This is a genomic window from Mameliella sp. MMSF_3455 (genome assembly GCF_030733205.1).
In the GTDB taxonomy this organism is placed as follows: Bacteria; Pseudomonadota; Alphaproteobacteria; order Rhodobacterales; family Rhodobacteraceae; genus Antarctobacter.
The window spans coordinates 157,076-181,486 of record NZ_JASHJL010000004.1 but is presented as its reverse complement, the minus strand read 5'-3'; the positions used below and the strand labels follow the sequence as shown (position 1 = coordinate 181,486).

Sequence of the window (24,411 nt, the reverse complement as noted above, 5' to 3'; positions counted from 1 at the left end):
AGACAAGGCGACGTTGCGGTGATAGCCTCGGCCTGCGGGGACCGGGCCCTGTCAGGAGACGTTCGATGAACCTTTTTACCTCGCAGCAGGCGCCGGCCATCCTCGCGGTCATCCTGTCGGTCATCGGTTTCTACATCTCGACCGTCATCGCGGAGATCCGCAGCCAACCGGTCGTGACCTATCATTTCGGCCAATCCACAGACGGCACCGCCAAACTGCGGCTCAAGAACGTCTCGCTGGCGCAGGTGGTGGCGGATGCCCGGTTCGAAATCGCCTGCACCGATGGGCGCGAGGACTGTCTCATGGCACACCCCTCCGGCACCTTTGCCGTGATTGACCGGACGCCCCCGGTCTCGCCCACGAATGTCACGCTCGAAGCCAGCCCGCGCGAGGCCACGATCAGGGCCAACCTGGTGCCCGGCGCCGTGGTTGCGCTTTCGGTACGCCAGACCCCGGCGGCAAAGGGCGTGCCGCTGGAGTTCTACTATACCGCCTCGAAAACCGCGCCGGAGGCGCTGCTTCTCTTCGACGCCCGCAGTCTGACCGCCCTTTTCGTCGATAATTATTTCACCCTCATGCTGGTCGTCTTTCTCGTAGCCGCCGCCGCCCTGACACTCGTGATCGTCGTTCCGCCCCTGGTCGCCCTCAGGGCCAGGCAGCCCGCGCCGGATGACCCGGAACAGGCCACGCCACCCGGCGACTAGGCCCTGCGGTCACGCCGCCTCGATGGTGGCCTTGGCCTCGTCCAGGATGCGTTTCGCCTCGCCGCCCTCGATCTTGGCGATATCGTCCTGGTATTTCAGGATCGCACCCAGGGTGTCGCTAATCACCTCGGGCGACAGGTCCACCACGTCCAGCGCCAGCAGGCATTTCGCCCAGTCGATGGTTTCCGCCACCCCCGGCTTCTTGAAGATGTCTTCGGTCCGCAGGGATTGCACAAAGGCCACGATCTCGCGGCTCAGTGTCTCGGAGACATCCGGTTCGCGGGCGTTCAGGATTTCCACCTCGCGGTCGAAGCCGGGGTAGTCGACCCAGTGATAGAGGCAGCGCCGCTTGAGCGCGTCATGCACCTCGCGCGTACGGTTCGAGGTCAGGATGACGATGGGCGGCTCCGGCGCGGCGATGGTGCCGATTTCGGGGATGGTCACCTGGAAATCGCTGAGCGCCTCCAGCAAAAACGCCTCGAAGGGTTCGTCGGTGCGGTCCAGTTCGTCGATCAAGAGGATCGGCGCGCCGTTCTCATCCGGGCGCATCGCCTGCAACAGGGGCCGTTCGATCAGGAAGTCCGGGCCGAAAAGTTCGCGGTTCAGCACGTCGCGGTCAGCGCTGCCCTGTGCCTCGGCGGTGCGGATGGCGATCATCTGGGCCGGAAAATTCCATTCGTAGACCGCGCTGGAGGCATCCAGCCCCTCGTAGCATTGCAACCGGATCAGCCGCCGACCCAGCGCAGCGGACAGCGCCTTGGCGATCTCGGTCTTGCCGACCCCGGCCTCGCCCTCGAGGAACAGGGGCCGGCCAAGGCGCAGCGACAGGAACACGACGGTGGCCAGCGCCCGGCCACAGACATAGCCTGTGGCGCCCAGCGTTTCCTGAACTTCGTCGATTGATGCAGGCAATGTCATGGCGGTCCTCCTGCCCCCGGTTTCCCAAGCCCCGCGAGGGGCGTCAATAGGACGGAAGTCACGCCCCGAGGCCCTTGACGACGGCGCGGATTGACGGGGTGCTCACGGAATGTCATGATTCGGAGTATAAAACCCGGGGAGAAACCCGGAGTTCTGGCAGACGAGCAGACATGGCCGAGATCAAGGCGGGCGCCGCGCGGCGCATCACCGCTGTCACCTGCGTGAAGAACGAGGGCCCGTTCCTGTTGGAATGGATTGCCTTTCATCGTCTTCTGGGGATCAGTGATTTCCTGTTCTACTCCAACGACTGCACCGATGGCACCGATGCGCTGCTGGACGCGCTGGCCGCCTCTGATCGCCCGGAGACCGGCCGCGTCGTCCATCTGCCCAATCCCGCCGAGGGGCGCAACTACCAGATGGAGGCGCTGAAGGCCGCCGCGAAACACCCGCTGGTGACCGGGGCCGACTGGGTCTGGATCGCCGATGTCGACGAGTTCCTGAACGTGCATGTGGGGGATCACACGATCCCCGCGCTGATCGCCGCCTGCGGCAATCCGCAGGCGATTTCCGTCAACTTCCAGTTCTTTGCCAACGGCGGCATCACCGATTTCACCGACCGCCCGGTGATCGCCCAGTTCACCCGGTCCCACAATCCCGACCTCTGGTGCGCCGAAACCGCGATCGAGGTCAAAAGCCTCGTCCGACGGGATTTCCCGCTGCAGTATTTCGGCGCGCACCGGCCCTTTATTCGCAAGTCCCTGCCAGAGGACATGCATCCGGTCTGGACCGATGCCTCTGGCCGCCGCGTGCCGCACAAGTTCCTGACCGCCGCCAACCCGCGCCGGATCCGCAAGTTTCCCGCCAGGGGCGCACGCGAGTTCGCCACGCTCAATCACTATGCACTGCGCTCGCTCGACAGCTACCTGGTCAAGAACGACCGCGGCGACGTGAACCGCGATGGGCGTGTCTTTGACGACACCTATTGGCGCGAACGCAACGATGCCGCCGTCGAGGATCGTTCGATCCAGCGCTACCTGCCGCGGCTGAAGGCGGCGCTGGACTCGCTGAAGGCGGACCCGGACATTGCCTTCCTGCACGGCGACTGCGTGCGCCTGCACCGCGAACGGCGCGATGCGCTGATGGCGCGGGCGGGTTACGCCGGGATGTACGCCCATCTGGCCGCCCTTCCCGCCCTGCCCCCGGGCGAGGCGGAACTGATCGAGGCGCTGGGGCTATGAGCGACCTGCACGTCAAGTTGGTGAACCTCGGCCTGCCCAAGACGGGCACAACGACGCTGGCCCATGCGCTGACCGAAGGCGGCTGGCGGGCGGCGGACCACAAGGTGCGCCGCGTGCATTGCCGAAAGGCTGGCCTGGGCGGCACCTACATCGCGCGCCAGCTTTATAACGGCTACTTCGACAAGGGCGACCCATTCGCCTTTCTCGACGGGGTCTACGACGCGCTGACGGAAATCAGTGTCCTGAACCCCGCCGCCTCGCTCTGGCCGCAATGCGATTACGCCATGATCAAGGCGATGCGCCTGGCGCGGCCCGACATGCTGTTCGTGGCCACCTGGCGCCCGGCGGCGGATATCTCGGACAGCATGCGCCGCTGGGGTAACCTCGGGCAGGACCGCCTGCCCGGCGGGGCGATCCCCGGCCTGCCGGAGGGCTATGGCGCCACCGATGATCAGCGCATCCGCTGGATCGAGGGGCATTACGCCATGCTGCGTGACCTCTTTGGCGAGGATCCACGCTACCTTGAATTGCCGGTGGGCGCCAAGGACGCAAGACAGCGGCTTTCGGCGCATATCAGGATCGACCTGCCCTGGTGGGGCACACGGAACAAGAACCCCGAAACGGGGACGACAGGCAAGAACGACAAGACCAAAACGGCACGAGGGGCAGCGTGATGCGGATCTATCTACATATCGGGCCGGACGGTCCGTCCAGTGACCGGATCCAAAGGGTCCTCGACGCCAAGCGCGGACGGCTCAGGGACGAGGGCGTGCTTTTTGCCCGCAGCCCCGGCGCCCGCAATCACACCCGCCTGTTCATGGCCGTCAGCGACCCGGACCGCCCGGATGTGTTGCGCTTCAATCGCGGGCTGATGCTGCCCGAGAAACAACAGGCCCTGCGCGACGAGGTGACCCGCCAACTGGCGCAGGAGGTCGCGCGCGAAACCCCGCAGGCGCTGATCCTCTCGGCGCATCAGCTGGGCACCTCGCTAAGCACCCGGGCCGAGCTGGAACGCCTGCGCGACCTGCTGGCGCCGATTTCGACGGATATCCGTATCGTCGCCTGGCTGGACGACCCCGCCCGCGCGCTGGTCGCCCGCTATGGCGCGCAGGTGCTGGACGGGCGGGCGCGCGCGCTGGACCTGGAACTGGGCCTGCTGGAGGCGCCGGATTTCTGGCAGGCAGCGCTTGATACCCGGCCCGAGACCGCCCCGTTGGCCGGGCTCTTCGGCGAGGTGCAGGGCGCCAATCACTGGCTGGACTACACCCGCCTGCAAGAGGAATGGGAAGCGGTCTTTGGCGCCGAGACGGTGCAGTTCCGCTCGATCAACCGCGACCGGCTCTGGTCTGACGCGGCGACGGATGAATTGCGCGCCGCCTTCGGCATTTCCGCGCAGATCGGCAAGGCCGAAGCAGAGGACCTGCCCCGCCTGCCCTCGGCCGCCTGGCTGACCCGCGCACGGCTGTTCAACGACGCGGTGCTGCGCCTTCTCGACCGGCAGGACATCCTGTTGCCCCGTCCGCTCTGGCGCAAGCTGTTGGCAGAGATCAAGGTGCCGGGCGGCGCGATCCTTGCGGGCGGGCTCTCGGCGCTGTCCATGCGCTTCGAGGAGGACATCGCCGCGCTTTGTGCCGATCACCCCGGCATGTCGCCCGAGGACATGGAGGCCGACCCGATCTGCGGCGACTGGACAGAGGCCGACCCGACGCGCGGTTTCCGCGCGACGCAATACCTGATGGCCTTCCGCTGGCGCATCGCCCGCGGCGACAAGGAAGAACGCGCCGCCCGGGCCGAGGAACTGGCGCATCTGACCGGCGCCCCCCCGGCAGAGCCGGACACACCGCCACTGACCGATGCGGCCAAAGAGACCCTGCCCGCGCAGGCGAAACGGAACTTCGCGCGCCTGCACGGCTCTCCCTATGCGCCGCACAACCGGCTGGGCCGCATCAACGAAGAAGACCTGGCCGCCGCCTTTGCGCCGGCGCCGCGCCGCCTGTTGCCCAAGGGGTCGACGGGCAATGTCATCGTCGCCTGCAAGAAGGACGAAGGCCCCTATATCCTTGAATGGATCGCCTATCACCGCGCGGTCGGCTTCGACAATTTCCTGATCTACACCAATGACTGTTCAGATGGGACGGTCGCGATCCTCGACCGGCTGAACCAGCTGGGCATCGTCCATCACCGCGACAACAACGCATGGTCCGGCAAATCCCCGCAACAGCACGCGCTGGATGCCGCGCTGGACGAGGATCTGATCAAGCAGGCCGACTGGATCGCCCATATCGACGTCGATGAATTCGTCAACATCCGCTGCGGCAACGGCACCCTGTCGGACCTGTTCCAGCGGCTGCCCGACGCCACCAACATCGCGATGACCTGGCGGTTGTTCGGGCACAACGGCGTGCACCGTCTCGACGACCGTTTCGTGATCGAGCAATTCGACACCTGCGCCCCGAAATACTGCCCCAAGCCGCACACGGCCTGGGGCTTCAAGACCATGTTCCGCAACATCGGCGCCTATGAAAAGATCTCGTGCCACAGGCCCAACAAGCTGGCCGAAGGGTTCGAGGACAGGGTGAAATGGGTCAACGGGTCGGGCCACGACATGACGGAGGCGGCGATCCGCAATGGCTGGCGCAGTTCCAAGCGAACCATCGGCTATGACTTGATCCAGCTCAATCACTACGCGCTGCGGTCGGCCGAAAGCTTTCTCATCAAGCGCCAGAGGGGCCGTGCCCTGCATGTCGACCGCAACATCGGGCTGAACTACTGGATCCGCATGGACTGGTCGGTGCACCGCGACATCACCATCAAGCGCAACATCCCACGCGTCCGGGCCGAGTACGACCGGCTGATGCGCGATGACGCACTGCGCGCCGCGCATCACCGTGCGCTGGAATGGCACCGCGCCAAGGCCGCCGAACTGCGCGGCATGCCCGAGTTCGAGGAACTCTATCGGCAGGCGCTGGCTCTGGACCTGACGGAAACCGAACGCGTGGCCTATGCGCTGGCCCTCGACATGGAGACCTGAGATGGACGGCGCCGCCGGGCCCGCCCCCCGCGATCCCTACCTGTATTCGCGGGGGCTGAAGATCCCCAAGCATCCCCAGATCACCCGCGGCCGCATCCGCGGCGCGCTGAAATCCGACACCTACGAGCGCAAGGAATGCGACGCGGTCATGCGCGTCGTGCGCCCGGGTGACCGGGTGCTGGAACTGGGTGGCGGCATCGGCTACATGTCCACGCTGCTGTCGGTGAAGAAAGAGGTCGCCCGCGTGGTCAGCTACGAGGCGAACCCGGCGCTGATCCCCTACATCCGCTCTGTCCACGCGGCCAACGGGGTGAAAAACGTCGATCTGCGCAACGCGCTGTTGTCGCCGCAGGCAGGCGATCCCGTCCCCTTCTACGTCCGCAAGAACTTCCTCGCCTCCTCGATGGACCGCGCCGCCGATCCCGACACGGTGATCGAAGAGGTGGCGATCATGCAGCACGCCATCGCCCCGGTGCTGGAGGCGGAAAGGCCGAATGTCCTCGTCTGCGATATCGAGGGCGCCGAGGCAGACCTGCTGCCCGCCGCCGACTGGACCGGGTTGCGCGCCGCCGTGATCGAGCTGCACCCGCAATGGATCGGCCAATCCGGGGTGCAGGCGGTATTTGACGCCATGCACCGCGCCGGGCTGACCTATTTCCCAAAGGCGTCCGAGGCCAAGGTCGTCACCTTCCGCAAGGACTGGTGATCGTGCCGCAGGTCGTTTTGCTGAAACGTCGCCACCCCGCAGGGGGCGCCAAGTGAAGATCACCGCAGTCCTTTGTGTCCGCAACGAGGGCGCCTTTCTCCTTGACTGGCTGGCGCATCACCTTGCCTGCGGCGTGACCCATGTGGTCGCGCTCTCCAACGATTGCCAGGACGGCACCGATGCGCTCTTGGACCGGCTGGCGCAGGTCGCGCCTCTCACCCATATCCGCAACGACGGGCCACATGACGACCGCGGTATTCAATTCACCGGGTTGAAACTGGCCGACAAGGCAGAGGCGGTCCGGGATGCCGACTGGCTTCTGGCGCTGGACATCGACGAATACGTCAACATCCACACCGGCGACCGCACCCTGCCCGCCCTGATCGCCGCCCTGCCACAGGCCACGGCCATCACGCTCACCTGGCGGCTCTTTGGCAATGCCGGGGTCGTGCGCTATGCCGACGCGCCCATCACGGAACAATTCACCGCCGCCGCGCCTGTGGTCATGCACTGGCCCTGGCGCGCGGCCATGTTCAAGACGCTCTACCGCAACGACGGCACCTATGCCCGGCTGGGCGTTCACCGTCCGCGCGCGCCCGACACGTCCCGGCTTGGCACTGCCCGCTGGTTCGACGGCGAGGGCCGCGAGCTGCACGAACAGTTCCGCACTCGCCGCATCTTTTCCCAGTACGGGCGATCGAACTATGCGCTGGCCCAACTGAACCACTATGCGCTCGGCGCGATGGAAACCTACCTGCTCAAGGCCGACCGGGGTCGCGCGGTGCATTCGGACCACGCGCTCGGCATGGACTACTGGGTCGAGCGCAACTGGAGCCAGGAGGAAGATCGCAGCATCCTGACCCTGCCCGGCGTGGCCGAACGGCGCGCCGATCTGGCCGCCGACCCGGAACTGGCCCGTCTGCACGCCGAGGCCGTCGCATGGCGTCACCACAGGCTGGAGACCTTGCTGACCCGGGAACCCTACCGCGCGCTTTTCGCGCGGCTTCTGATGACCCCGCCGTCGCGCCCCGTTCCGATCCAGGCCGCTCGCTTTCTGGCCCACCATGCCAGCCGCGCAAGGCAGTCCGGCGACCGGGACTGACATCGCCCCGTCGCAGGACGTCCCCGGACCCCCACGGCAAAAATAAATTATCATCTTTCTATGCATCTTTTGCCGCCGGTCGGTTGAATTCCCGGCCTGAACGCTTACCAATTCAATTGGTTAAGCCGATTTACCATTCTCCAGGAGATTTCCATGCCGACCAACTACGAACCGCAAGGCAACGTCCTGCTGTCCGGCGTCACATTCAACGGCACCGAGGGCGACTCGGGCAGCAGCCTGAACTGGACCGGTCTGTTTTCCGCCGATGACACGTCGGCCACGATCGTCGACCAGGACGAAGACGGCAGGCTCGACGCGGGCGTCGACACCTTTGCCAGCGGCGCGGCCACGTTTACCGGCTACACGATCTCGGGCAGCGACGGCGTCGAATATCCGGTCTTCACCGACGGCGCGGGCACCTACGCGCTGGTCATTCCCAATGCGACCACGCAGACGCTCGTCGCCACGTCCGGAACATCCAACACTTTTCAGTCCGAAACCAGCGACAGCAACGTCTACCTGTGTTTCGGCAAGGGCACCCTGATCGCGACCCCCGAGGGCGAGCGGGCGGTGGAAACCCTGTCCATGGGCGACCCGGTTCTCACCCCTGATGGCCGAGTCGTGCCGGTGAAATGGATCTGGACGCAGGAGGTCTCGACCCGTTTCGGTCCTGCCGACCGCTTGCAGCCGGTGCGCCTGCGCGCCGGTGCCCTGGGCGATGGCCTGCCGCGGCGCGACCTGGTGCTGACCGCGGACCATGCGCTGGTGATCGACGGGCTCCTGGTCAACGCAAGCGCGCTGGTCAACGGCGAGACGATCGACTGGGTTCCGCTGTCCGAGCTTGGCGACAGCTTTGCCGTCTATCACATCGAGACCGAGGGCCACGAGATCATCCTGGCCGAGGGCACGCAGGCGGAAACCTATATCGACCACGTTGGCCGCCGCAGCTTTGACAACTACGCCGACTATGTCGCGCGGTTCGGAACAGAGCCCGCGCTGGCCGAGATGCCCATGCCCCGTGTCAGTTCGCGCCGCCTGTTGCCACCCGCGCTCAAGGCGCGCCTGGCGGGCCGCCGCGCCGCCTGACACATCCGCCCCCGGCAACCGGACACCGCGCCGCCCCCACCGGGCGGCGCTTTCGCATGGCGCGTCTGCCACACCGTTTTGCCATCGACCGACCATAATCCTGCCGAAAATACAGGGTAGGTTTCGCTCAAATCCGTGTCTATTTTTTCGCGGAACACGAGGATCGTCCGGTATGGAAGCTCATCAAGGCAGCTTTGCCCCAGATCTCAGCCAGCTCTCGCGCAGCGATTGGCTGGGGGCGCTCCGGCGTATCGGAGAGGAGCATGGGTTTGCCGAGCCCTTGGGCAAGACCCATGCCGCCATCTTCGTCGAGGACGGCGACACGCTGATCGTGAGCTTTGAAAGCATGTCCGGGATCGAGGCCCTGTCGGAAACTCGCACGCCCATCGGCTTTGACATGGTGCGTGGCGCGGGATGGTCCTCGCTCTCGCTGCTCAGCCACGGCGACACATGGTTCCGCGACCCGCGCGTCTATGCCTTTTTCGACCAACTGCTGGATGACGGCTTTTTCGACGAGTTCGAGACGGTCCTCTTCTACGGTGCCGGCCCCTGCGGCTATGCCGCCGGCGCCTATTCCGTCACCGCCCCCGGCGCGCGCGTCCTGATGCTGCAACCGCAGGCCACGCTGGACCCGCGCGTTGCCGAATGGGACGACCGCTTTGTCGAGGAACGCCGCCGCGACTTCACCTCGCGCTACGGGTTCGCGCCCGAGATGATCGACGCCGCCGACAAGGCCTGGGTGATCTACGACCCGCGTGAACGGCTGGACGCGATGCATGCCGCGCTGTTCGAGAAACGCAATGTCGCCCGCTTTCGCACCCCCTTCATGGGCAGCGCGCTGCAGGCCGACTTCCGTTCGCTCGACCTCTTGCCCGGCCTGCTTTCCGCCGCGGCCGAGGATCGCCTGACCCCGGCGCTCTTTGCCTCGATGCTGCGCGCCCGACGCGATCACCCGCCCTACCTGCGCCGGCTCCTGCACAGGCTGGAAGCCGATGGGCGAACGGAACTGACGCGTGCCCTGTGCAAGAACGTGGTGTCGCGGATGCATGCCCCCCGTTTCCGCCGGCGGCTGGCCCAGATCGAGGCCGAGCGCGACAGCGCCTGAGACCTCCCAAGACAGGCTGGCGCGGCGCGGGTCCGCGTGCTAACCGCTCCGGCATGGAACAGATCAGCATTCGCCGCCCCGACGACTGGCACCTGCACCTGCGCGACGGCGCCATGCTGCAGGGTATCGCCCCCGAAAGCGCCCGCGATTTCGCCCGCGCCATCATCATGCCCAACCTGGTGCCGCCCGTCGTGACCGGCGACCAGGCCGCCGCCTACCGCGACCGCATCCTGGCCGCCCTGCCGGACGGCGCCGATTTCAAGCCGCTGATGACGCTCTACCTGACCGAAGAGACCGACCCGCATGACGTGGTCCGTGCCCATGCGGACGGCATCGTGACGGCGGTGAAACTCTACCCCGCGGGCGCCACCACCAACTCTGCCTCCGGCGTGCGCGACTTCGACAAGGTGCGCGGCGTGCTCGAAGCGATGGCAGAGGCGGGCATTCCCCTTTGCGTACATGGTGAGGTGGTCGATGCAGACATCGACATCTTCGACCGAGAGGCCGTCTTTATCGACCGCGTCCTGGACCCGGTCCGCCGGGCCACCCCCGGCCTGCGCGTCGTGATGGAACACATCACCACCCGCCAGGGCGCCGACTACGCCCGCTCCGGCGGCGATGATCTTGGCGCCACGATCACCACGCACCACCTGGTCATCAACCGCAACGCCATCCTCGTGGGCGGGATCAAGCCGCATTACTATTGCCTGCCCGTCGCCAAGCGCGAGGAACACCGGCAAGCCCTGCGCGCGGCAGCCACCTCGGGCGATGCCTCGTTCTTCCTGGGCACCGACAGCGCGCCACATATCGACCCGCTCAAGGAAAACGCCTGCGGCTGCGCGGGCTGTTTCACTGCCACCAACACCCTGTCGATCCTCGCCGAGGTCTTTGAACAGGAAAGCGCGTTGGACAAGCTGGAGGCCTTCACCTCGCTCAACGGCCCGGCCTTCTACCGCCTGCCTCCGAACGAGACCCGCGTGACCCTGACCAGGGGCGAACCGGTCAGCTACCCGGACAAGATCGAAACCGGCGACGGCCCGGTGACGGTCTTCAACCCGATGATGCCGCTGCACTGGCGCGTGGGCTGAACGGCACACAAACCCGACAGGTGAACCTACCGGTTGCCGCGTGGCCATTCGCGCGCGCGGCTGGCCATCCTGTGTTTTGTACAAAATGCGGATTTCGGCGTACAAAACGTACGTTTTGTACAAAACGCTCAGCCGGTAAAATGCCCTTCAAAACCGGCGCGCAACGCGCTAATCCGGCGCGACCCTGACAGCCGGAGCACGTCCCATGATCCCCTCGACCTATCCCACCGCCGAAGAAATGGCCCGCCTGACCGCGCGGATGCTCTGGGAAATCGAGGCGGTCAACTTCATGACCGACGAACCGTTCAAACTCGCCTCCGGCCAACTTTCGCCCGTCTACATCGACTGCCGCAAGCTGATCTCTTTCCCGCGCATCCGCAGTACCCTGATGGATTTCCTGACCGTCACCGTGATGCGCAACGCCGGGTTCGAGGCCTTCGACAACATCGCCGGCGGCGAAACGGCAGGCATTCCCTTTGCCGCGCTGGTGGCCGAGCGCATGGGCCTGCCCATGACATATGTCCGCAAGAAACCAAAGGGTTACGGGCGCAATGCCCGGATCGAGGGCGCCATGTCCGAAGGCCAGCGCGTGCTGCTGGTCGAGGATCTGACCACCGACGGCGGCTCCAAGCTGTCCTTTGTCGATGCCATCCGCGACACCGGCGCCACCTGTGGCCACACGGCGGTGATCTTCTACTACGGAATCTTCCCCGAGACGATCAAAACCCTCGGTGACCACGGTGTCGAATTGCACCATCTCTGCACCTGGTGGGAAGTGCTGGCAGAGGCCCCCGCGAAACACGCGGGCGTGTTGGCCGAGGTCGAGTCGTTCCTCAAGGATCCGCACGCTTGGCGCGCGGCCCGCGCCGGGGGATAACCCGGCGTCAAGCTTTGCAAAGAGAACGTTGCCTGTGGCGCCTTCACCACAGCCCAGAGTCGCTATGTCAAGATGTTGACGCAACGGCGCCTTGGCTGGCAATATGATGTGGTGGAGAGCGTCCCCGGCTTATCCCCAGAAACATACATTTTGCACCCCGGCGGCTGCGCTTGTTATGCCGCCATCCCGAGCAGTGGGGGAGAAAAATGAACGAGATCGCCACAATCAATCCGACCGGCATCGAAGTCCAGTCCGCCGAAACCATGCCGCACTCGATCGAGGCCGAGCAACAGCTGCTTGGCGCGATCCTGACCGAGAACGACATCTACGACCGCATTGCCAGCATCATCAGCGCGCAGCACTTTTACGATCCCGTGCACGCCCGCATCTTCGAGATCGCCGCCGCGCGGATCGCCAAGAACAACCTCGCCTCGCCGGTCACGCTCAAGGCCTTCATGGAGGACGACGAGGGACTCAAGGAACTGGGCGGCACCGCCTATCTCGCCCGGCTTGCCGGCTCTGCCGTCTCGACCTTCGCGGTGCGCGACTATGCACAGATGATCTATGACCTGGCGGTGCGCCGCGACCTGATCCGCCTGGGCAAGAACATCTCGGACAAGGCCGCCAAGGTCGACGTGAAATCCGAGCCGCGCGAACAGATCGTCGAGGCCGAACAGGCGCTCTACAAGCTGGCGGAACAAGGTCAGACCGAAAGCGGATTTCAAAGCTTTCTCAAGGCCGTAACAGAGGCAGTTAATGTCGCCAACGCAGCCTACCAGCGCGAAGGCGGCCTTGCGGGCATCTCGACCGGACTGATCGACATGGACAAGAAGCTGGGGGGCCTGCACCCTTCCGACCTTCTGATCCTTGCCGGACGCCCCTCGATGGGCAAGACCTCGCTGGCCACCAACATCGCCTTCAACATCGCCAAGGCCTACAGGAAGGGTGAACGCCCGGACGGCAGCACCGGCGCGATCGACGGCGGCGTGGTCGGTTTCTTCAGCCTGGAAATGAGCGCCGAACAGCTGGCGGGCCGGATCCTGGCCGAGGCCTCGGAAATCTCCAGCCACAAGATCCGCCAGGGCGACATGGACGAGACCGAGTTCCGCCGTTTCGTCCAGGCCGCCAAGGACCTCGAGGCCTGCCCGCTTTACATCGATGACACGCCAGCCCTGCCGATCAGCCAGGTGGCCGCGCGGTCGCGCCGCCTGAAACGGACACACGGGCTGGACCTGATCATCGTCGACTACCTGCAACTGCTGCGCGGCACCGCCGACAACCGGGTGCAGGAGATCGCGGAGATCTCGATGGGGCTCAAGGCCATTGCCAAGGAACTGAACATCCCCGTCATCGCGCTGTCACAGCTGTCACGCCAGGTCGAAAGCCGCGACGACAAGCGACCGCAGCTGTCGGACCTGCGGGAATCGGGCTCGATCGAACAGGACGCGGACGTTGTCATGTTCGTGTTCCGCGAGGAATACTACGTCGAACGGGAAAAGCCTTCGGACGACCGGTTGGACGAAATGGCCGCCTGGCAGGAACGCATGAGCCGACTGCACGGCAAGGCCGAGGTCATCATCGGCAAGCAGCGTCACGGCCCCATCGGCACGGTCGAATTGTCCTTCGAAAGCCAGTTCACGCGCTTCGGCAACCTCGTCAAGCCGTGGCAGAACGGCGATGCGGGACAGGTATAACGGAAGCATCATCAGGCAGACCGGCAATTCGGCCCGGGACAGGTTCCACCGGTCCGGGTTGCCAAAACCCGAATGGCATGCCTTTTCCATGGCGCTTGAAGATTGGGCCGTAATGAGCTGATATTGCGCCTATAACCAGAACGCCACCCCAAGGTAGAACCCCAGTTCTCCAAACAGGACGGACCCACCGAGACAATCGCCGGTATATCCTCCGATCCGCGCCACGCAGAGCGCCCGGAAGGCCTGCGCCAGCAGGATTGCCCCGATGAAGCCACTCAGCACCGCGCCGAGGCTCAACGGCTTCAAGACCAGCGCCAGCACCACCAGCGTACAGGCCAGCGCGACACGATAGCCGTCTGGCGTGACCTTGGGGACAAACTTCTGCATCCCCTCGCTACGGGCGTGCACGGTGGTCAGCGTGACATGCACCGCCGCCATGCGCCCCACCGCATGGGCAGCGATCAGGGCCAGACAGGCCTGGCCCGGCGAAAACCCCGCCAATAGCGTCAGTTTTAACCCAAGGATCACGGCAAGCGTCAGGGCGCCGTAGGTGCCCAGCCGAGTGTGATCCATGATCTTGAGGACCTCGGCCCGGTCACGGCCCACGGACAAGCCCTCGGCCGCGTCGGCCAGCCCGGCCTCGTGAAATCCCGCCGTGGCAAGCAGGGTCGCGGCCAGCGACAGGAGCACCGCCGTGGCCCAAGGCAGAGCGGGCGACGCCGACCAAAGCACCAAGGCCCCGATTCCGCCCACCAACGCGCCCACGGCAGGGTGGTATTTCACCGCCCGGACCATCAGGTCGTCCGACACCGGCAGCCCGCGCGGCATCGGAATTCGGGTCAGATAGCGCAGCGCCAGGAGGAAAAGCAGCCCCTCAAGCCGCAGTGCCGAGAACATTCCTGACCCTCCCTCGATGTCCGGTAGCCCAGCATAAGCGGCAAGCGCCCGCCGTCCAGCCCGCACGCGCGGCGATTTCGCGCTTGACGCTCGCCCAGAACCTGAGAAAGACAGCGGACATGGCTCAGGCACGTCTTACCATCGATCTCGCGGCGCTGCGCGCCAACTGGCGCTCACTTGCCGAAATGGCCCAGGCCGAGGCCGGCGCCGTGGTCAAGGCGGACGCCTATGGCCTTGGATTGTCCCACGTTGCGCCGGCCCTGGCCGCCGAAGGCGCGAGAAGGTTTTTTGTCGCCATCGCCGAGGAAGGCGCAGAACTGCGCCGCATTCTTGGGCCGGGTCCGGAAATCTGCATATTTTCCGGTCACATGACAGGCGATGCCGAGCTGATCCGCGACGCGCAGCTGACCCCGATGATCAATTCCATCGACCAGATGCTGCGCCATGTGGAAAGCCTGCCGGGCCACGGGTTTGGTATCCAGCTCGACAGCGGCATGAACCGGCTGGGCATGGAACCCGCCGAATGGAGCGCGCTGCGCGACATCGCGCTGTCGCAGCACCCCGCGCTCATCATGAGCCACCTTGCCTGCGCCGATGAACCCGATCACCCGATGAATGCCCACCAGCTGCGGGCCTTCCGCCAGATGACCGACGGGATAGAAGCGCCGCGTTCGCTGGCAGCCACCGGCGGCGTGCTGCTGGGCCCGGACTATCATTTCGACGTCACCCGCCCCGGGATCGGCGTCTATGGCGGGTTGCCTTTCGTCGATGCACGGCCCGTCGCCTTTGTCGACCTGCCGGTGATCCAGGTCCGCGACGTCGAACCGGGGGAAACCGTGGGCTATGGCAACACCTGGACCGCCGAACGCCCGACCCGGGTCGCCACCGTCGCCGCCGGCTACGCCGACGGCATCCTGCGCACCATGAGCCACAAGGCCCATCTCTGGGCCGGTGAAACCCGGTGCGAGGTGCTGGGCCGCATCTCGATGGACCTGATCGGCGTCGATGTTACCGCCGTGTCCGAGACGCCCGAGAGTCTTGAATTGCTGGGCCGTCACCAGAGCGTCGACACGCTGGCCGAGTGGGCCGGCAGCATCGGCTACGAGATCCTCACCTCGCTTGGTGCGCGTTACGCCCGCACCTACACCGGCGCGTGATCCTGCTGTCGCCATTCGGGGCGCTGGGGCGGGCAACGCTGGCGCTGATGGCCGTCGTCGGGCGTGTCGCGCTCTTTGCGCTGACCGCGCTCAGCCATGTGCTGCGCCCGCCCTTTTATGGCCGCGAACTGGGCCTGGCGCTGTTGAACATCGGCTGGCTGTCGCTGCCCGTCGTTGGCCTGACCGCGATCTTTACCGGCGCGGCCCTGGCCCTGCAGATCTATTCCGGTGGCGCGCGTTTCAACGCAGAGGCCGTGGTACCGCAGATCGTCGCTATCGGCATGGTACGCGAGCTTGGCCCGGTGCTGGTGGGCCTCATGATCGCTGCCCGCGTGACCTCCAGCATCGCGGCAGAAATCGCCACCATGAAGGTGACGGAACAGATCGACGCGCTGGTCACGCTATCCACCGATCCGATGAAATACCTCGTCGCGCCGCGCGTGCTGGCCGGGCTGATCGTGGTGCCGCTCCTGGTGGCGGTGGGCGACGTGATCGGCATCTTTGGTGGCTACGCGGTGGCGACCGGCTCTCTGGGGTTCAACCCGGCGGCCTATCTCAAGAACACGATGGATTTCCTCGAACTGCTCGACGTGATTTCCTCGCTGGTCAAGGGCTGCGCCTTTGGCGGGCTGGCGGCGCTGATGGGCTGCTATTTCGGCATGGCCTCGGGGCGCGGTGCCCAGGGCGTGGGCCGCGCAACCAAGGGCTCGGTCGAAGCGGCTGCGGTGCTGATCTTGGCCGCGAACTTCCTGCTGACTGGGGCGTTTTTCTCACTATGACAGGAATGACGAAACACGCCCCGTCCTGGCCGCAATCACTCAAAGGTCTCAATACGTTGACGCCTCATGTTGGCGCACTCTCCAAATCCGGAGGTGACGCATGATCGACCTGACCCGCGTGGCAAAATCCTTTGGCGAAAATCATGTCTTGCGCGATGTGAACCTGACGATCGACAAGGGCAGTTCGATGGTCATCATCGGCGGCTCGGGCACCGGAAAATCCGTTCTGCTGAAAAGCATCCTTGGCCTTGTCACGCCGGACAGCGGCACCATCACGCTGGACGGGCAGGACGTCACCAAAGCCGACCGTGATGCATTTCTGGCGCGCTTCGGGATGCTCTTTCAAGGTGCGGCATTGTTCGACAGCCTGCCGGTCTGGCAGAACGTGGCCTTTCGGCTGCTGCGCGGTTCGCTGAAAAAACCGCGCGACGAGGCCCGCGCCATAGCCATCGACAAACTGCGCCGCGTGGGCCTGAAATCCAACGTCGCCGACCGTTTTCCGGCAGAGTTGTCGGGCGGGATGCAGAAGCGCGTCGGGCTGGCCCGCGCCATCGCCGCCGAGCCCGAGATCATCTTTTTCGATGAACCGACCACCGGGCTGGACCCGATCATGGCGGGCGTCATCAACGAGTTGATCCGCGAGATCGTGACCGAGATGGGCGCCACCGCCATGACCATCACCCATGACATGACCAGTGTGCGCGCCATCGCCGATCGCGTGGCCATGCTGCATGACGGCGTCATCCAGTGGAGCGGCCCCGTGTCGCAGCTGGACGACAGCGGCGATCCTTATGTCGACCAGTTCATTTCGGGCCGTGCCGAAGGCCCGATCGAGGCGGTGCGATGAACGGTATCTTTCAGCCCGACCCGGTGGTCCTATTCTTTCTCTTCGCCAAGAAATTCCTCTACCTGGAAGTCCTGGCGATCCTCGCGGCGATCCGCGTGATCAAGGGGCAGGGTCTGGCACGCTGGCCCGCGCTGGCGGCGCTGGCATTGTCGCTGGCCGGTGTCGCGACCGTGCTTGCGCCCGCCGTCGGCCTGAACGACGGGATGGTCTATGCCTCTGCCGCGCGCACGATGGCGCAAAATGGAGGCATCACCGCGCTTCTGGTGCCCTCTGGCCTGTTCCTGATCAGCAGCGTCACGCCCGGCGCGCGCTGGCGCTGGATCGACCTGGTGCACGGTCTGATGCTGGCCGCGCTTCTGGGTTTGTGGTGGTGGACCTCGTGACAGAGGCCACCGGGGCCGCGGGCTGGCGCCACCACCTGCGCTGGCTCAACCTTGCGCTGTTCCTGCTGTACCCGATATCCTGGTTCGCGCCGCTGATGCGCGCCGGCCTGCTGCCGCTCTTCGGCATGAGCGAGATCAGCCTGGTCTCGGGCCTCCAAGCGCTTTGGGAGACCGATGTGTTCCTGGCGCTGTTGGTGACGCTGTTTGCGCTGGTGGCGCCCCTGATCAAGACGCTGGGGCTGGCGCTGGTGCAGTTCGATGTCCTGGACCGGCGCACCCTGCCCGCGCTGAACGTGATCGGGCGGCTGGGAATGGCGGATGTCTTTCTGATCGCGCTCTATATCACGCTGGCACAAGGCATGGGCGTGGGCCGGGTGGAAACCGCTTGGGGGCTGTACCTTTTCACCGGCTGCATCCTTGGGTCGGTCGTGCTGGGCCTCGTTGAAAAGTCCCGGCCGGCGGGTTGATCCATCCGAGGCAGGCGGCGCTGCCCCCTCTGGACCTGCGGTCCATTCACCCTCGGAGGTATTTTCGGCCCAAAGAAACAAAGGCGCAGCGCAAGCATCCGCCGCCCCATTGGCCCCGGCGGCGGGATACGGCATAAGCCCTCCGTGACCTGCCAGCGGAGACCACATGGCCAAAGCTTCGACCCGTTTCGTCTGCCAGTCCTGCGGCGCCACCGGCACCAAGTGGGCCGGCCGCTGCGAAACCTGCGGCGAATGGAACACCATCGCAGAGGAGAAGCCCCTGAGCCAGGGCCCGTCGGGCAAGAGCCTGGGCAACTCGCGTGGCCGCGCCGTGGCGCTGAGCGACCTCTCCACCAAGGAAGATCCGCCGCCACGCACCGCCAGCGGGCTTGACGAGTTCGACCGTGTGCTGGGCGGCGGGCTGGTGCCAGCAAGCGCCGTGCTGATGGCCGGCGATCCGGGGATCGGTAAGTCGACATTGCTGTTGCAGGCGGCGGCGTCCTTTGCCAATGCCGGGTTGAAGGTTGTCTATATCTCGGGCGAAGAGGCCAGCGCGCAAGTGCGGCTGCGCGCGCGGCGACTGGGCCTTGAACAGGCGCCGGTGAAACTGGCGACGGAAACCAACCTGCGCGATATCCTGACCACGCTGGACGAAAGCCGCCCCGACCTGGCGATCATCGATTCGATCCAGACCATGTGGGCGGACAATGTCGACAGCGTGCCGGGATCCGTCAGCCAGGTGCGCGCCGCCGCGCATGAGCTGACCACCTTTGCCAAGCGCACCGGGAGCGCCGTCATGATGGTCGGCCATGTGACCAAGGAGGGCCAGCTGGCGGGCCCCCGCGTGGTCGAACACATGGTCGACAGCGTGATCTACTTCGAAGGCGAGCGCGGGCACCAGTTCCGCATCCTGCGCTCGGTCAAGAACCGGTTCGGTCCCACGGATGAAATCGGTGTCTTCGAGATGACCGGCGGCGGCCTGTCCGAGGTGCCCAACCCCTCGGCCCTGTTCCTGTCCGAACGCGGCCAGCCGGCGCCCGGCTCGGTGGTTTTTGCCGGGATCGAGGGCACGCGGCCCGTTCTGGTGGAATTCCAGGCGCTTGTCGCCCCCAGCCCGCACAGCCAGCCGCGCCGGACGGTCGTGGGCTGGGACGGGGGGCGGCTGGCGACGATCCTGGCCGTGCTCGAATCGCGCTGTGGCATCCCCTTTGCCGGGCTCGACGTCTACCTGAACGTGGCCGGAGGCATGCGTGTCGGCGAACCGGCGGCGGATCTGGCTGTGGCCGCTGCGCTACTTTCCGCCCGTGAGGACGCCCCCCTGCCGCCCGATACTGTCGTTTTCGGCGAAATCAGCCTATCAGGGAGCCTGCGCCCCGTCGGGCAGTCCGAAAACCGATTGAAAGAGGCGCGCAAACTTGGTTTCTCCAAGGCGATTCTGCCGGATGGCGGAAAGGCCGCGGCATCCGGCGGCATGGCGCTGACACGGATGCCCGATCTGACCGCTTTTGTCGGCGATGTCTTCGGTGCGGGATAGCGGACCGGATGAAACCACGGTAACAGACACGACAACGGGCCGGAGGGTCCGAGCAGGAAGAGGCGGACGCGGCAGATGGAAGGTTTTACAATCGTCGATGGCGTGGTGGGCGTCGTCATCCTGCTCTCTGCCTTGCTGGCCTATTCCCGTGGCCTGGTGCGCGAGACGATGGCCATCCTCGGCTGGGTCGCCGCAGCCATCGTGGCCTTTCTGTTTGCCGATCAACTGCAACCGCTGGTCAAGGAAATCCCGGTCATCGGCGAATTCCTGGCCGACAGCTGCGAACTGGCGGTCATTGCCAGCTTTGCCGCGATTTTCACCTTGGCGCTGGTGGTCGTTTCCCTGTTCACGCCTCTGTTTTCCTCGATCATCAAGCGGTCGGCGCTTGGCGGCCTGGACCAGGCGCTTGGCTTTTTCTTCGGCGTGGCGCGCGGCATCCTGTTGGTGGCCATCGCCTTCTTCGTCTACGAGGTGGTGATCACCGCGCAGGACATTCCAATGATCAACGACTCGCGGTCGGCGGCGGTGTTCGCGCAGTTCACCGACCAGATCGAGGAACAGAACCCCGAACAGGCGCTCGGCTGGATCACCGCGCAATACGAAGAACTGGTCAGCGTCTGCGCGGCCCCCTGAGCCTCGCCACACCTACGGTCCGGTGGCAGGCGGTGTGAACATCTCTTTCCTGGCGGTCCAGTCCACCGGAAACGGTGCACATGGCGCTTGGGCCCGGGCGCGGGTCGGCCCTGCAAAGACCTCCCTCATCCAGCAGGTAGACCGCCCCGTATCGCCGCCCGGTCAACGAAGGCGGCGGCGCAACGGGTGGGCGCTGGGACTCGTGACCTGACGCTTGGGTGTGACCGGATAGGCCGCCATGGATCGCTTGTAATCGTTTCGTGACATTCCGGGACCGGCAGATTAAACCATGCTGCGTCTGCACACGGATTCGGAGCCCCCCTCTTGTCCGACCCAAAATTTCCGCCCGCCCATCCTTTTGATTTCGACGCCGTCCGCGACCCGGACGATGGCGACAAGCTCAAGGAGGAATGCGGCATCTTCGGCGTTGTCGGTGTGACCGACGCCGCCAACTTCGTGGCACTCGGCCTGCACGCCCTGCAACATCGTGGACAAGAGGCCGGCGGTATCGTCGCCCATCACCCGGACAAGGGCGGTTTCAACTCCGCCCGCCGTTTCGGGTACGTTCGCGACAACTTCACCCGGCAATCGCTGATGGACACCCTGCCCGGCCCGCTGGCCATCGGGCATGTGCGCTACTCCACCGCCGGATCGAAGGGCCAGACCCAGATCCGCGATGTTCAGCCGTTCTTCGGCGAGTTCAGCATGGGTGGCGCGGCCATCGCGCACAACGGCAACATCACGAATGCCGAGGCGCTCCGGCGCGAGTTGATCGAGCGCGGCTCGATCTTCCAGTCCTCCTCGGACAGCGAATGCATCATCCACCTGATGGCGCGGTCGCTGCAGCGTGACATTCCCGCCCGCATGGAAGACGCGCTGCGCCGGGTCGAAGGCGCCTTTTCCGTCGTCGCGATGACCCGGACCAAGCTGATCGGCGTGCGCGACCCGCTGGGCGTGCGCCCGTTGGTGCTGGGCAAGGTGGGCGACGGCTGGTGCCTGAGTTCGGAGACCTGCGCCCTGGACATCATCGGCGCGGAATTCGTCCGCGAGATCGAACCGGGTGAGATGGTGGTCATCACCGCAGAGGGCGGCGTGCAATCGCACTATCCCTTCCGCCCGGCCAAATCCCGGTTCTGCATCTTCGAACATGTCTATTTCTCGCGCCCGGATTCGATCATCGGCGGGCGCTCCGTCTACGAGACCCGCCGCCAGATCGGCGTGGAACTCGCACGAGAGGCCCCGGTGGACGCGGACCTGGTCTGCCCCGTGCCCGACAGCGGCACCCCCGCCGCCATCGGCTTTGCCCATGAATCGGGCATCCCCTACGGCATGGGCATCGTGCGCAATCAGTACATGGGCCGCACCTTCATCGAGCCGACAGAGCAGATCCGCAATATGGGGGTGCGCCTGAAACTCAACGTCAACCGCGCGCTGATCAAGGGCAAGCGGGTGATCCTGGTCGATGACTCCGTCGTGCGCGGCACCACCAGCCGCAAGATCAAGGAAATGATCCTTGATGCCGGCGCGGCAGAGGTGCATTTCCGCATCGCCAGCCCGCCGACGGCCTGGCCCTGTTTCTACGGCGTGGATACGCCCCAGCGCGAAAAGCTGCTGGCCGCCACCATGTCCGAGGACGAAATGTGTGCCCATCTTGGCGTCGACAGCCTGAAGTTCATCTCACTCGACGGGCTGTACCGCGCCGTGGGCGAGGCCGAGGGCCGCGACACCAAGTGCCCGCAGTATTGCGATGCCTGCTTCTCGGGTGAATACCCGGTGGAACCGGCGGACATGATCGAGAAGGGCTTTCAGATGAAGGCCGCCGAGTGACCGATCCGGTCGGCGCGTTGCTGGATCGGCTGCGCGCCCGCCTGCCCCGGGTCGACGCCTTCCACGACATGCGCCTGCCGGAACCGGATCCGGCCCCGTCTCTTGACCCGGCCACGCTGGAGCAGGTCCGGACAAAACTGGACTTTGAGATGCCGCCCGTGCTTGTCCGCGTCTGGCAAGAGATCGGCAACGGAGGCTTCGGTCCCGGCTACGCTCTGCTTGGCATCGGCGATGGCTTTGCCGATGATCAGGACGCCACTGCCGACCGACGCTACCATGCCCTCCGCGCGCGTGATCCGCAGAGGCCGACTTGGCTCTGGCCGCAGGGACTCTTGCCCATCTGCCACCTTGGCTGCGCGATGTACGATTGCATCGATACCACCCGTGACCGGATGCTCACCTGGGAACCCAGTGCCTGGGACGAGAATCTGGTTATCGGCACGGCGCTCTTCGACACCGGCCTGACCCTCTTTGACTGGTTTGACCGCTGGTCACGCGGGCAGGACACCTTTCTTTTGCTCGACCCGGATGCGCCGGGTGACTACGCGCTTCCCCGCCTGTCACCTCTGCCTGGATGACCACGCCAAACGAAACCGGTCTTTCCCCGCCGGATTCGTACAGCAGCGCGCATCGTTTTCCGCCTTGAACACCCGGTTTCCCGCGCTCTAATCTGCGGAAATGAAAAAAATAATCGTTCTATTGGCCCTTTGGCCCAGCCTTGGCGCCGCACAGGATGCGGGCCTTGACCTGAACCTGTTCGACATCAATGCCACCCACCAGCCGCCCCCATGGGCCGCCGGGGTTTCCGATCCAGAGCGACTTCAGGCACTGACAAGAACGCAGATCATCGACACCCAACTGGGCGACGGCAGCGCGCTGTATGGCTATGATGTTGTCCCAGAAGAGGACAGTTTTTCTGATCCCTCGCAACTATATAGAATCATGGGTCAGGACAAACGTTCGGGTCCTCCCCAAGGCTATCTCAACGGCGAGATAAACAAGTATGGCGCGGCGTGCACCGATGCCGTCCTTCAGGACCTCATCAAGTCCGAGACGCGGGCAATGGCACTGCTGTTCTGTTCCAGCCTCAAGGAAATGCCGGACAAAGGCGAGATCGCCATCGTCGACATGAATAGGCTGGCCGGGTCGGACACTCTGGTGATGCAGTTCTACCAAGTTTGGGGGCCTTCGTTCGAGGTCTCGGATCAGGCCAGTTGGCCGGCGTCCCCCGAACATTTGCAGGCGGCGATCCAGAGCCTGACCAACCTCGCGCTTTCACGCGTGGATTGACCAGCGTATCACGCCGCCAATCAAAACCGGCAATGTTTTGCCGGTACACCTGCGCTTTCGGCGGCCTTTGGCGAATGCCATTTACGCCCGCTTCCACCTGATGCTGCACCGCAGTATGACCCCTGATCTGTTCAAAACGGAACCAGGACATGGCACAGGAAACCGCAACCCCGCAGGCCGTCATCGCGGCGGCCACCACACCCGCGACGGGCAACCTCGACACGCTGATCCTCTTGGGGACGACCGGCGGCGGCGAGGCCCGCAAGGCGCTGGTGCGCACCGCGGGCGGCAAGATCGTCACGCTGAAAGCAGGCGACAAGATTGGCCGCGCCCCGATTGTCGCGATCGAGGATGGCCGCATCGCGCTGCTGCAAAAGGGTGAGACCCGCTGGCTGACGCAGCCGGTCGCGCAATAGCCGGAAGCGGATGGCCCCTTGACCCCAAGCGAGATGCCCCGCAGACCAAGCCCATGAGCCTCCTTGCCCTCGACAGCCGCTGGCGCCGTTTCAACAATCCCGACCGAGCCTGCCCCTGCTGCGGGCGGCACTTCTCGGGCATCTACGACATCGGTTTCGACGCGCCGGACGACTGGCCGCACGGACCGCGTCCCGGTGACGACGACCTGGAAATCGACGACGACCGGCTGGGCCCGGAATTCTGCCGCATCGGCAAACGCTATTTCCTGCGTGGCGTACTGACCCTGCCCCTGCGCGGCAGTGATGACGGGTTTTCCTTCGGTCCCTGGGTCGAGGTGCCCGAGCCGGTGTTTCGCACCTATCTGGCAACTGTCGACGACCCGGCCCAGCCCTTCGGTCCTGCCGAGGGGCTTCTGGCCAATGCCCTGCCCCTGTTCGAAGAAGACGCCGAAGGTGCGGTCACGCTGGCCCTGCCCGATCCAGCGCAGCGCCCGCAGGTGACGGCGACAGACGGGCCGCTGGCCGAAGCGCAGGCGATGGGACTCTCCTTTGACGACCTGTTGGAGATCTACGCCGCCTGCGGCGACGACATCCGCCCCCATCTCGCCGCAGATTGAGGCAACGCGCCGCGC

General features: G+C 65.3%; 25 protein-coding genes. 23 read left to right on the top strand and 2 right to left on the bottom strand.

Annotation, left to right across the window (positions count from 1 at the left end; all coding sequences use genetic code 11):
- Window positions 1-65: 65 nt before the first annotated feature.
- A complete protein-coding gene (locus tag RBB42_RS04230; RefSeq protein WP_305968261.1) occupies window positions 66-704 on the top strand; it encodes a hypothetical protein in 639 nt (212 codons plus the stop codon).
- Between the two features lie 9 nt (window positions 705-713).
- On the opposite strand, the gene RBB42_RS04225 is transcribed toward RBB42_RS04230, so the two are convergent.
- On the bottom strand, window positions 714-1,622 hold the full coding sequence (locus tag RBB42_RS04225) for an AAA family ATPase (protein ID WP_305968260.1): 909 nt from the start codon (window positions 1,620-1,622) through the stop codon (window positions 714-716).
- Between the two features lie 170 nt (window positions 1,623-1,792).
- Between RBB42_RS04225 and RBB42_RS04220 the strand changes: the two genes are divergently transcribed.
- The 10 genes from RBB42_RS04220 to RBB42_RS04175 all read left to right on the top strand — a co-directional run bounded on the left by RBB42_RS04220 (window position 1,793) and on the right by RBB42_RS04175 (window position 13,549).
- Entirely contained in the window at window positions 1,793-2,860 is a 1,068-nt protein-coding gene (locus RBB42_RS04220) for a glycosyltransferase family 2 protein (RefSeq protein WP_305968259.1), read from the top strand.
- Window positions 2,857-3,534, top strand: coding sequence for a sulfotransferase family protein (locus RBB42_RS04215; protein ID WP_305968258.1), 678 nt, complete (start codon window positions 2,857-2,859; stop codon window positions 3,532-3,534). Before RBB42_RS04220 ends, RBB42_RS04215 begins: the two co-directional genes overlap by 4 nt.
- Window positions 3,534-5,891 carry a glycosyltransferase family 2 protein gene (locus RBB42_RS04210; RefSeq protein WP_305968257.1) on the top strand — a complete coding sequence of 786 codons (2,358 nt, stop codon included), beginning with the start codon at window positions 3,534-3,536 and terminating at the stop codon, window positions 5,889-5,891. The genes RBB42_RS04215 and RBB42_RS04210 overlap by 1 nt, the downstream gene beginning before the upstream one ends.
- 1 nt (window position 5,892) lies before the next feature.
- Window positions 5,893-6,597 (top strand): FkbM family methyltransferase, encoded by a 705-nt coding sequence (locus RBB42_RS04205; protein ID WP_305968256.1) that lies wholly within the window; start codon window positions 5,893-5,895, stop codon window positions 6,595-6,597.
- A gap of 52 nt (window positions 6,598-6,649) precedes the next feature.
- Entirely contained in the window at window positions 6,650-7,699 is a 1,050-nt protein-coding gene (locus tag RBB42_RS04200) for a glycosyltransferase family 2 protein (protein ID WP_305968255.1), read from the top strand.
- A gap of 153 nt (window positions 7,700-7,852) precedes the next feature.
- Window positions 7,853-8,785 carry a Hint domain-containing protein gene (locus tag RBB42_RS04195; RefSeq protein ID WP_305968254.1) on the top strand — a complete coding sequence of 311 codons (933 nt, stop codon included), beginning with the start codon at window positions 7,853-7,855 and terminating at the stop codon, window positions 8,783-8,785.
- Window positions 8,786-8,957: 172 nt separating this feature from the next.
- Window positions 8,958-9,890 carry a phosphoadenosine phosphosulfate reductase gene (locus RBB42_RS04190; RefSeq protein WP_305968253.1) on the top strand — a complete coding sequence of 311 codons (933 nt, stop codon included), beginning with the start codon at window positions 8,958-8,960 and terminating at the stop codon, window positions 9,888-9,890.
- A 53-nt stretch (window positions 9,891-9,943) separates the two neighbouring features.
- A complete protein-coding gene (gene pyrC, locus RBB42_RS04185; protein ID WP_305968252.1) occupies window positions 9,944-10,978 on the top strand; it encodes a dihydroorotase in 1,035 nt (344 codons plus the stop codon).
- Between the two features lie 205 nt (window positions 10,979-11,183).
- Window positions 11,184-11,855 (top strand): orotate phosphoribosyltransferase, encoded by a 672-nt coding sequence (locus RBB42_RS04180; protein WP_305968251.1) that lies wholly within the window; start codon window positions 11,184-11,186, stop codon window positions 11,853-11,855.
- A gap of 206 nt (window positions 11,856-12,061) precedes the next feature.
- Window positions 12,062-13,549 carry a replicative DNA helicase gene (locus RBB42_RS04175; RefSeq protein ID WP_305968250.1) on the top strand — a complete coding sequence of 496 codons (1,488 nt, stop codon included), beginning with the start codon at window positions 12,062-12,064 and terminating at the stop codon, window positions 13,547-13,549.
- A gap of 129 nt (window positions 13,550-13,678) precedes the next feature.
- Here RBB42_RS04175 and RBB42_RS04170 read toward each other — a convergent pair whose 3' ends face one another.
- Window positions 13,679-14,446, bottom strand: a complete 768-nt coding sequence (locus tag RBB42_RS04170) for an adenosylcobinamide-GDP ribazoletransferase (RefSeq protein ID WP_305968249.1) — start codon at window positions 14,444-14,446, stop codon at window positions 13,679-13,681.
- A gap of 119 nt (window positions 14,447-14,565) precedes the next feature.
- On the opposite strand from RBB42_RS04170, the gene alr reads away from it, so the two are divergent.
- The 12 genes from alr (at window position 14,566) to RBB42_RS04110 (ending at window position 24,396) form a co-directional block, all read left to right on the top strand.
- Complete coding sequence (gene alr, locus RBB42_RS04165; RefSeq protein WP_305968248.1) at window positions 14,566-15,603, top strand: alanine racemase; 1,038 nt, start codon at window positions 14,566-14,568, stop codon at window positions 15,601-15,603.
- Between the two features lie 47 nt (window positions 15,604-15,650).
- Window positions 15,651-16,382 carry an MlaE family ABC transporter permease gene (locus tag RBB42_RS04160; RefSeq protein ID WP_305968306.1) on the top strand — a complete coding sequence of 244 codons (732 nt, stop codon included), beginning with the start codon at window positions 15,651-15,653 and terminating at the stop codon, window positions 16,380-16,382.
- Window positions 16,383-16,482: 100 nt separating this feature from the next.
- Window positions 16,483-17,229: an ABC transporter ATP-binding protein gene (locus RBB42_RS04155; RefSeq protein ID WP_305968247.1), complete on the top strand. Its 747-nt coding sequence runs from the start codon at window positions 16,483-16,485 to the stop codon at window positions 17,227-17,229.
- Entirely contained in the window at window positions 17,226-17,612 is a 387-nt protein-coding gene (locus RBB42_RS04150; RefSeq protein WP_305968246.1) for a hypothetical protein, read from the top strand. The genes RBB42_RS04155 and RBB42_RS04150 overlap by 4 nt, the downstream gene beginning before the upstream one ends.
- A complete protein-coding gene (locus RBB42_RS04145; RefSeq protein WP_305968245.1) occupies window positions 17,609-18,079 on the top strand; it encodes a paraquat-inducible protein A in 471 nt (156 codons plus the stop codon). Before RBB42_RS04150 ends, RBB42_RS04145 begins: the two co-directional genes overlap by 4 nt.
- Before the next feature lie 166 nt (window positions 18,080-18,245).
- Complete coding sequence (gene radA, locus RBB42_RS04140; protein WP_305968244.1) at window positions 18,246-19,613, top strand: DNA repair protein RadA; 1,368 nt, start codon at window positions 18,246-18,248, stop codon at window positions 19,611-19,613.
- Window positions 19,614-19,688: 75 nt separating this feature from the next.
- Complete coding sequence (locus RBB42_RS04135) at window positions 19,689-20,246, top strand: CvpA family protein (RefSeq protein WP_305968243.1); 558 nt, start codon at window positions 19,689-19,691, stop codon at window positions 20,244-20,246.
- 324 nt (window positions 20,247-20,570) lie between these two features.
- Window positions 20,571-22,073: an amidophosphoribosyltransferase gene (gene purF, locus RBB42_RS04130; protein WP_305968242.1), complete on the top strand. Its 1,503-nt coding sequence runs from the start codon at window positions 20,571-20,573 to the stop codon at window positions 22,071-22,073.
- Complete coding sequence (locus tag RBB42_RS04125) at window positions 22,070-22,651, top strand: SMI1/KNR4 family protein (protein WP_305968241.1); 582 nt, start codon at window positions 22,070-22,072, stop codon at window positions 22,649-22,651. Before purF ends, RBB42_RS04125 begins: the two co-directional genes overlap by 4 nt.
- Window positions 22,652-22,751: 100 nt before the next feature.
- A complete protein-coding gene (locus tag RBB42_RS04120) occupies window positions 22,752-23,363 on the top strand; it encodes a hypothetical protein (protein WP_305968240.1) in 612 nt (203 codons plus the stop codon).
- A 149-nt stretch (window positions 23,364-23,512) separates the two neighbouring features.
- Entirely contained in the window at window positions 23,513-23,779 is a 267-nt protein-coding gene (locus tag RBB42_RS04115; protein ID WP_305968239.1) for an amidophosphoribosyltransferase, read from the top strand.
- Between the two features lie 53 nt (window positions 23,780-23,832).
- Window positions 23,833-24,396, top strand: a complete 564-nt coding sequence (locus RBB42_RS04110; protein WP_305968238.1) for a DUF2199 domain-containing protein — start codon at window positions 23,833-23,835, stop codon at window positions 24,394-24,396.
- Window positions 24,397-24,411: the final 15 nt, after the last annotated feature.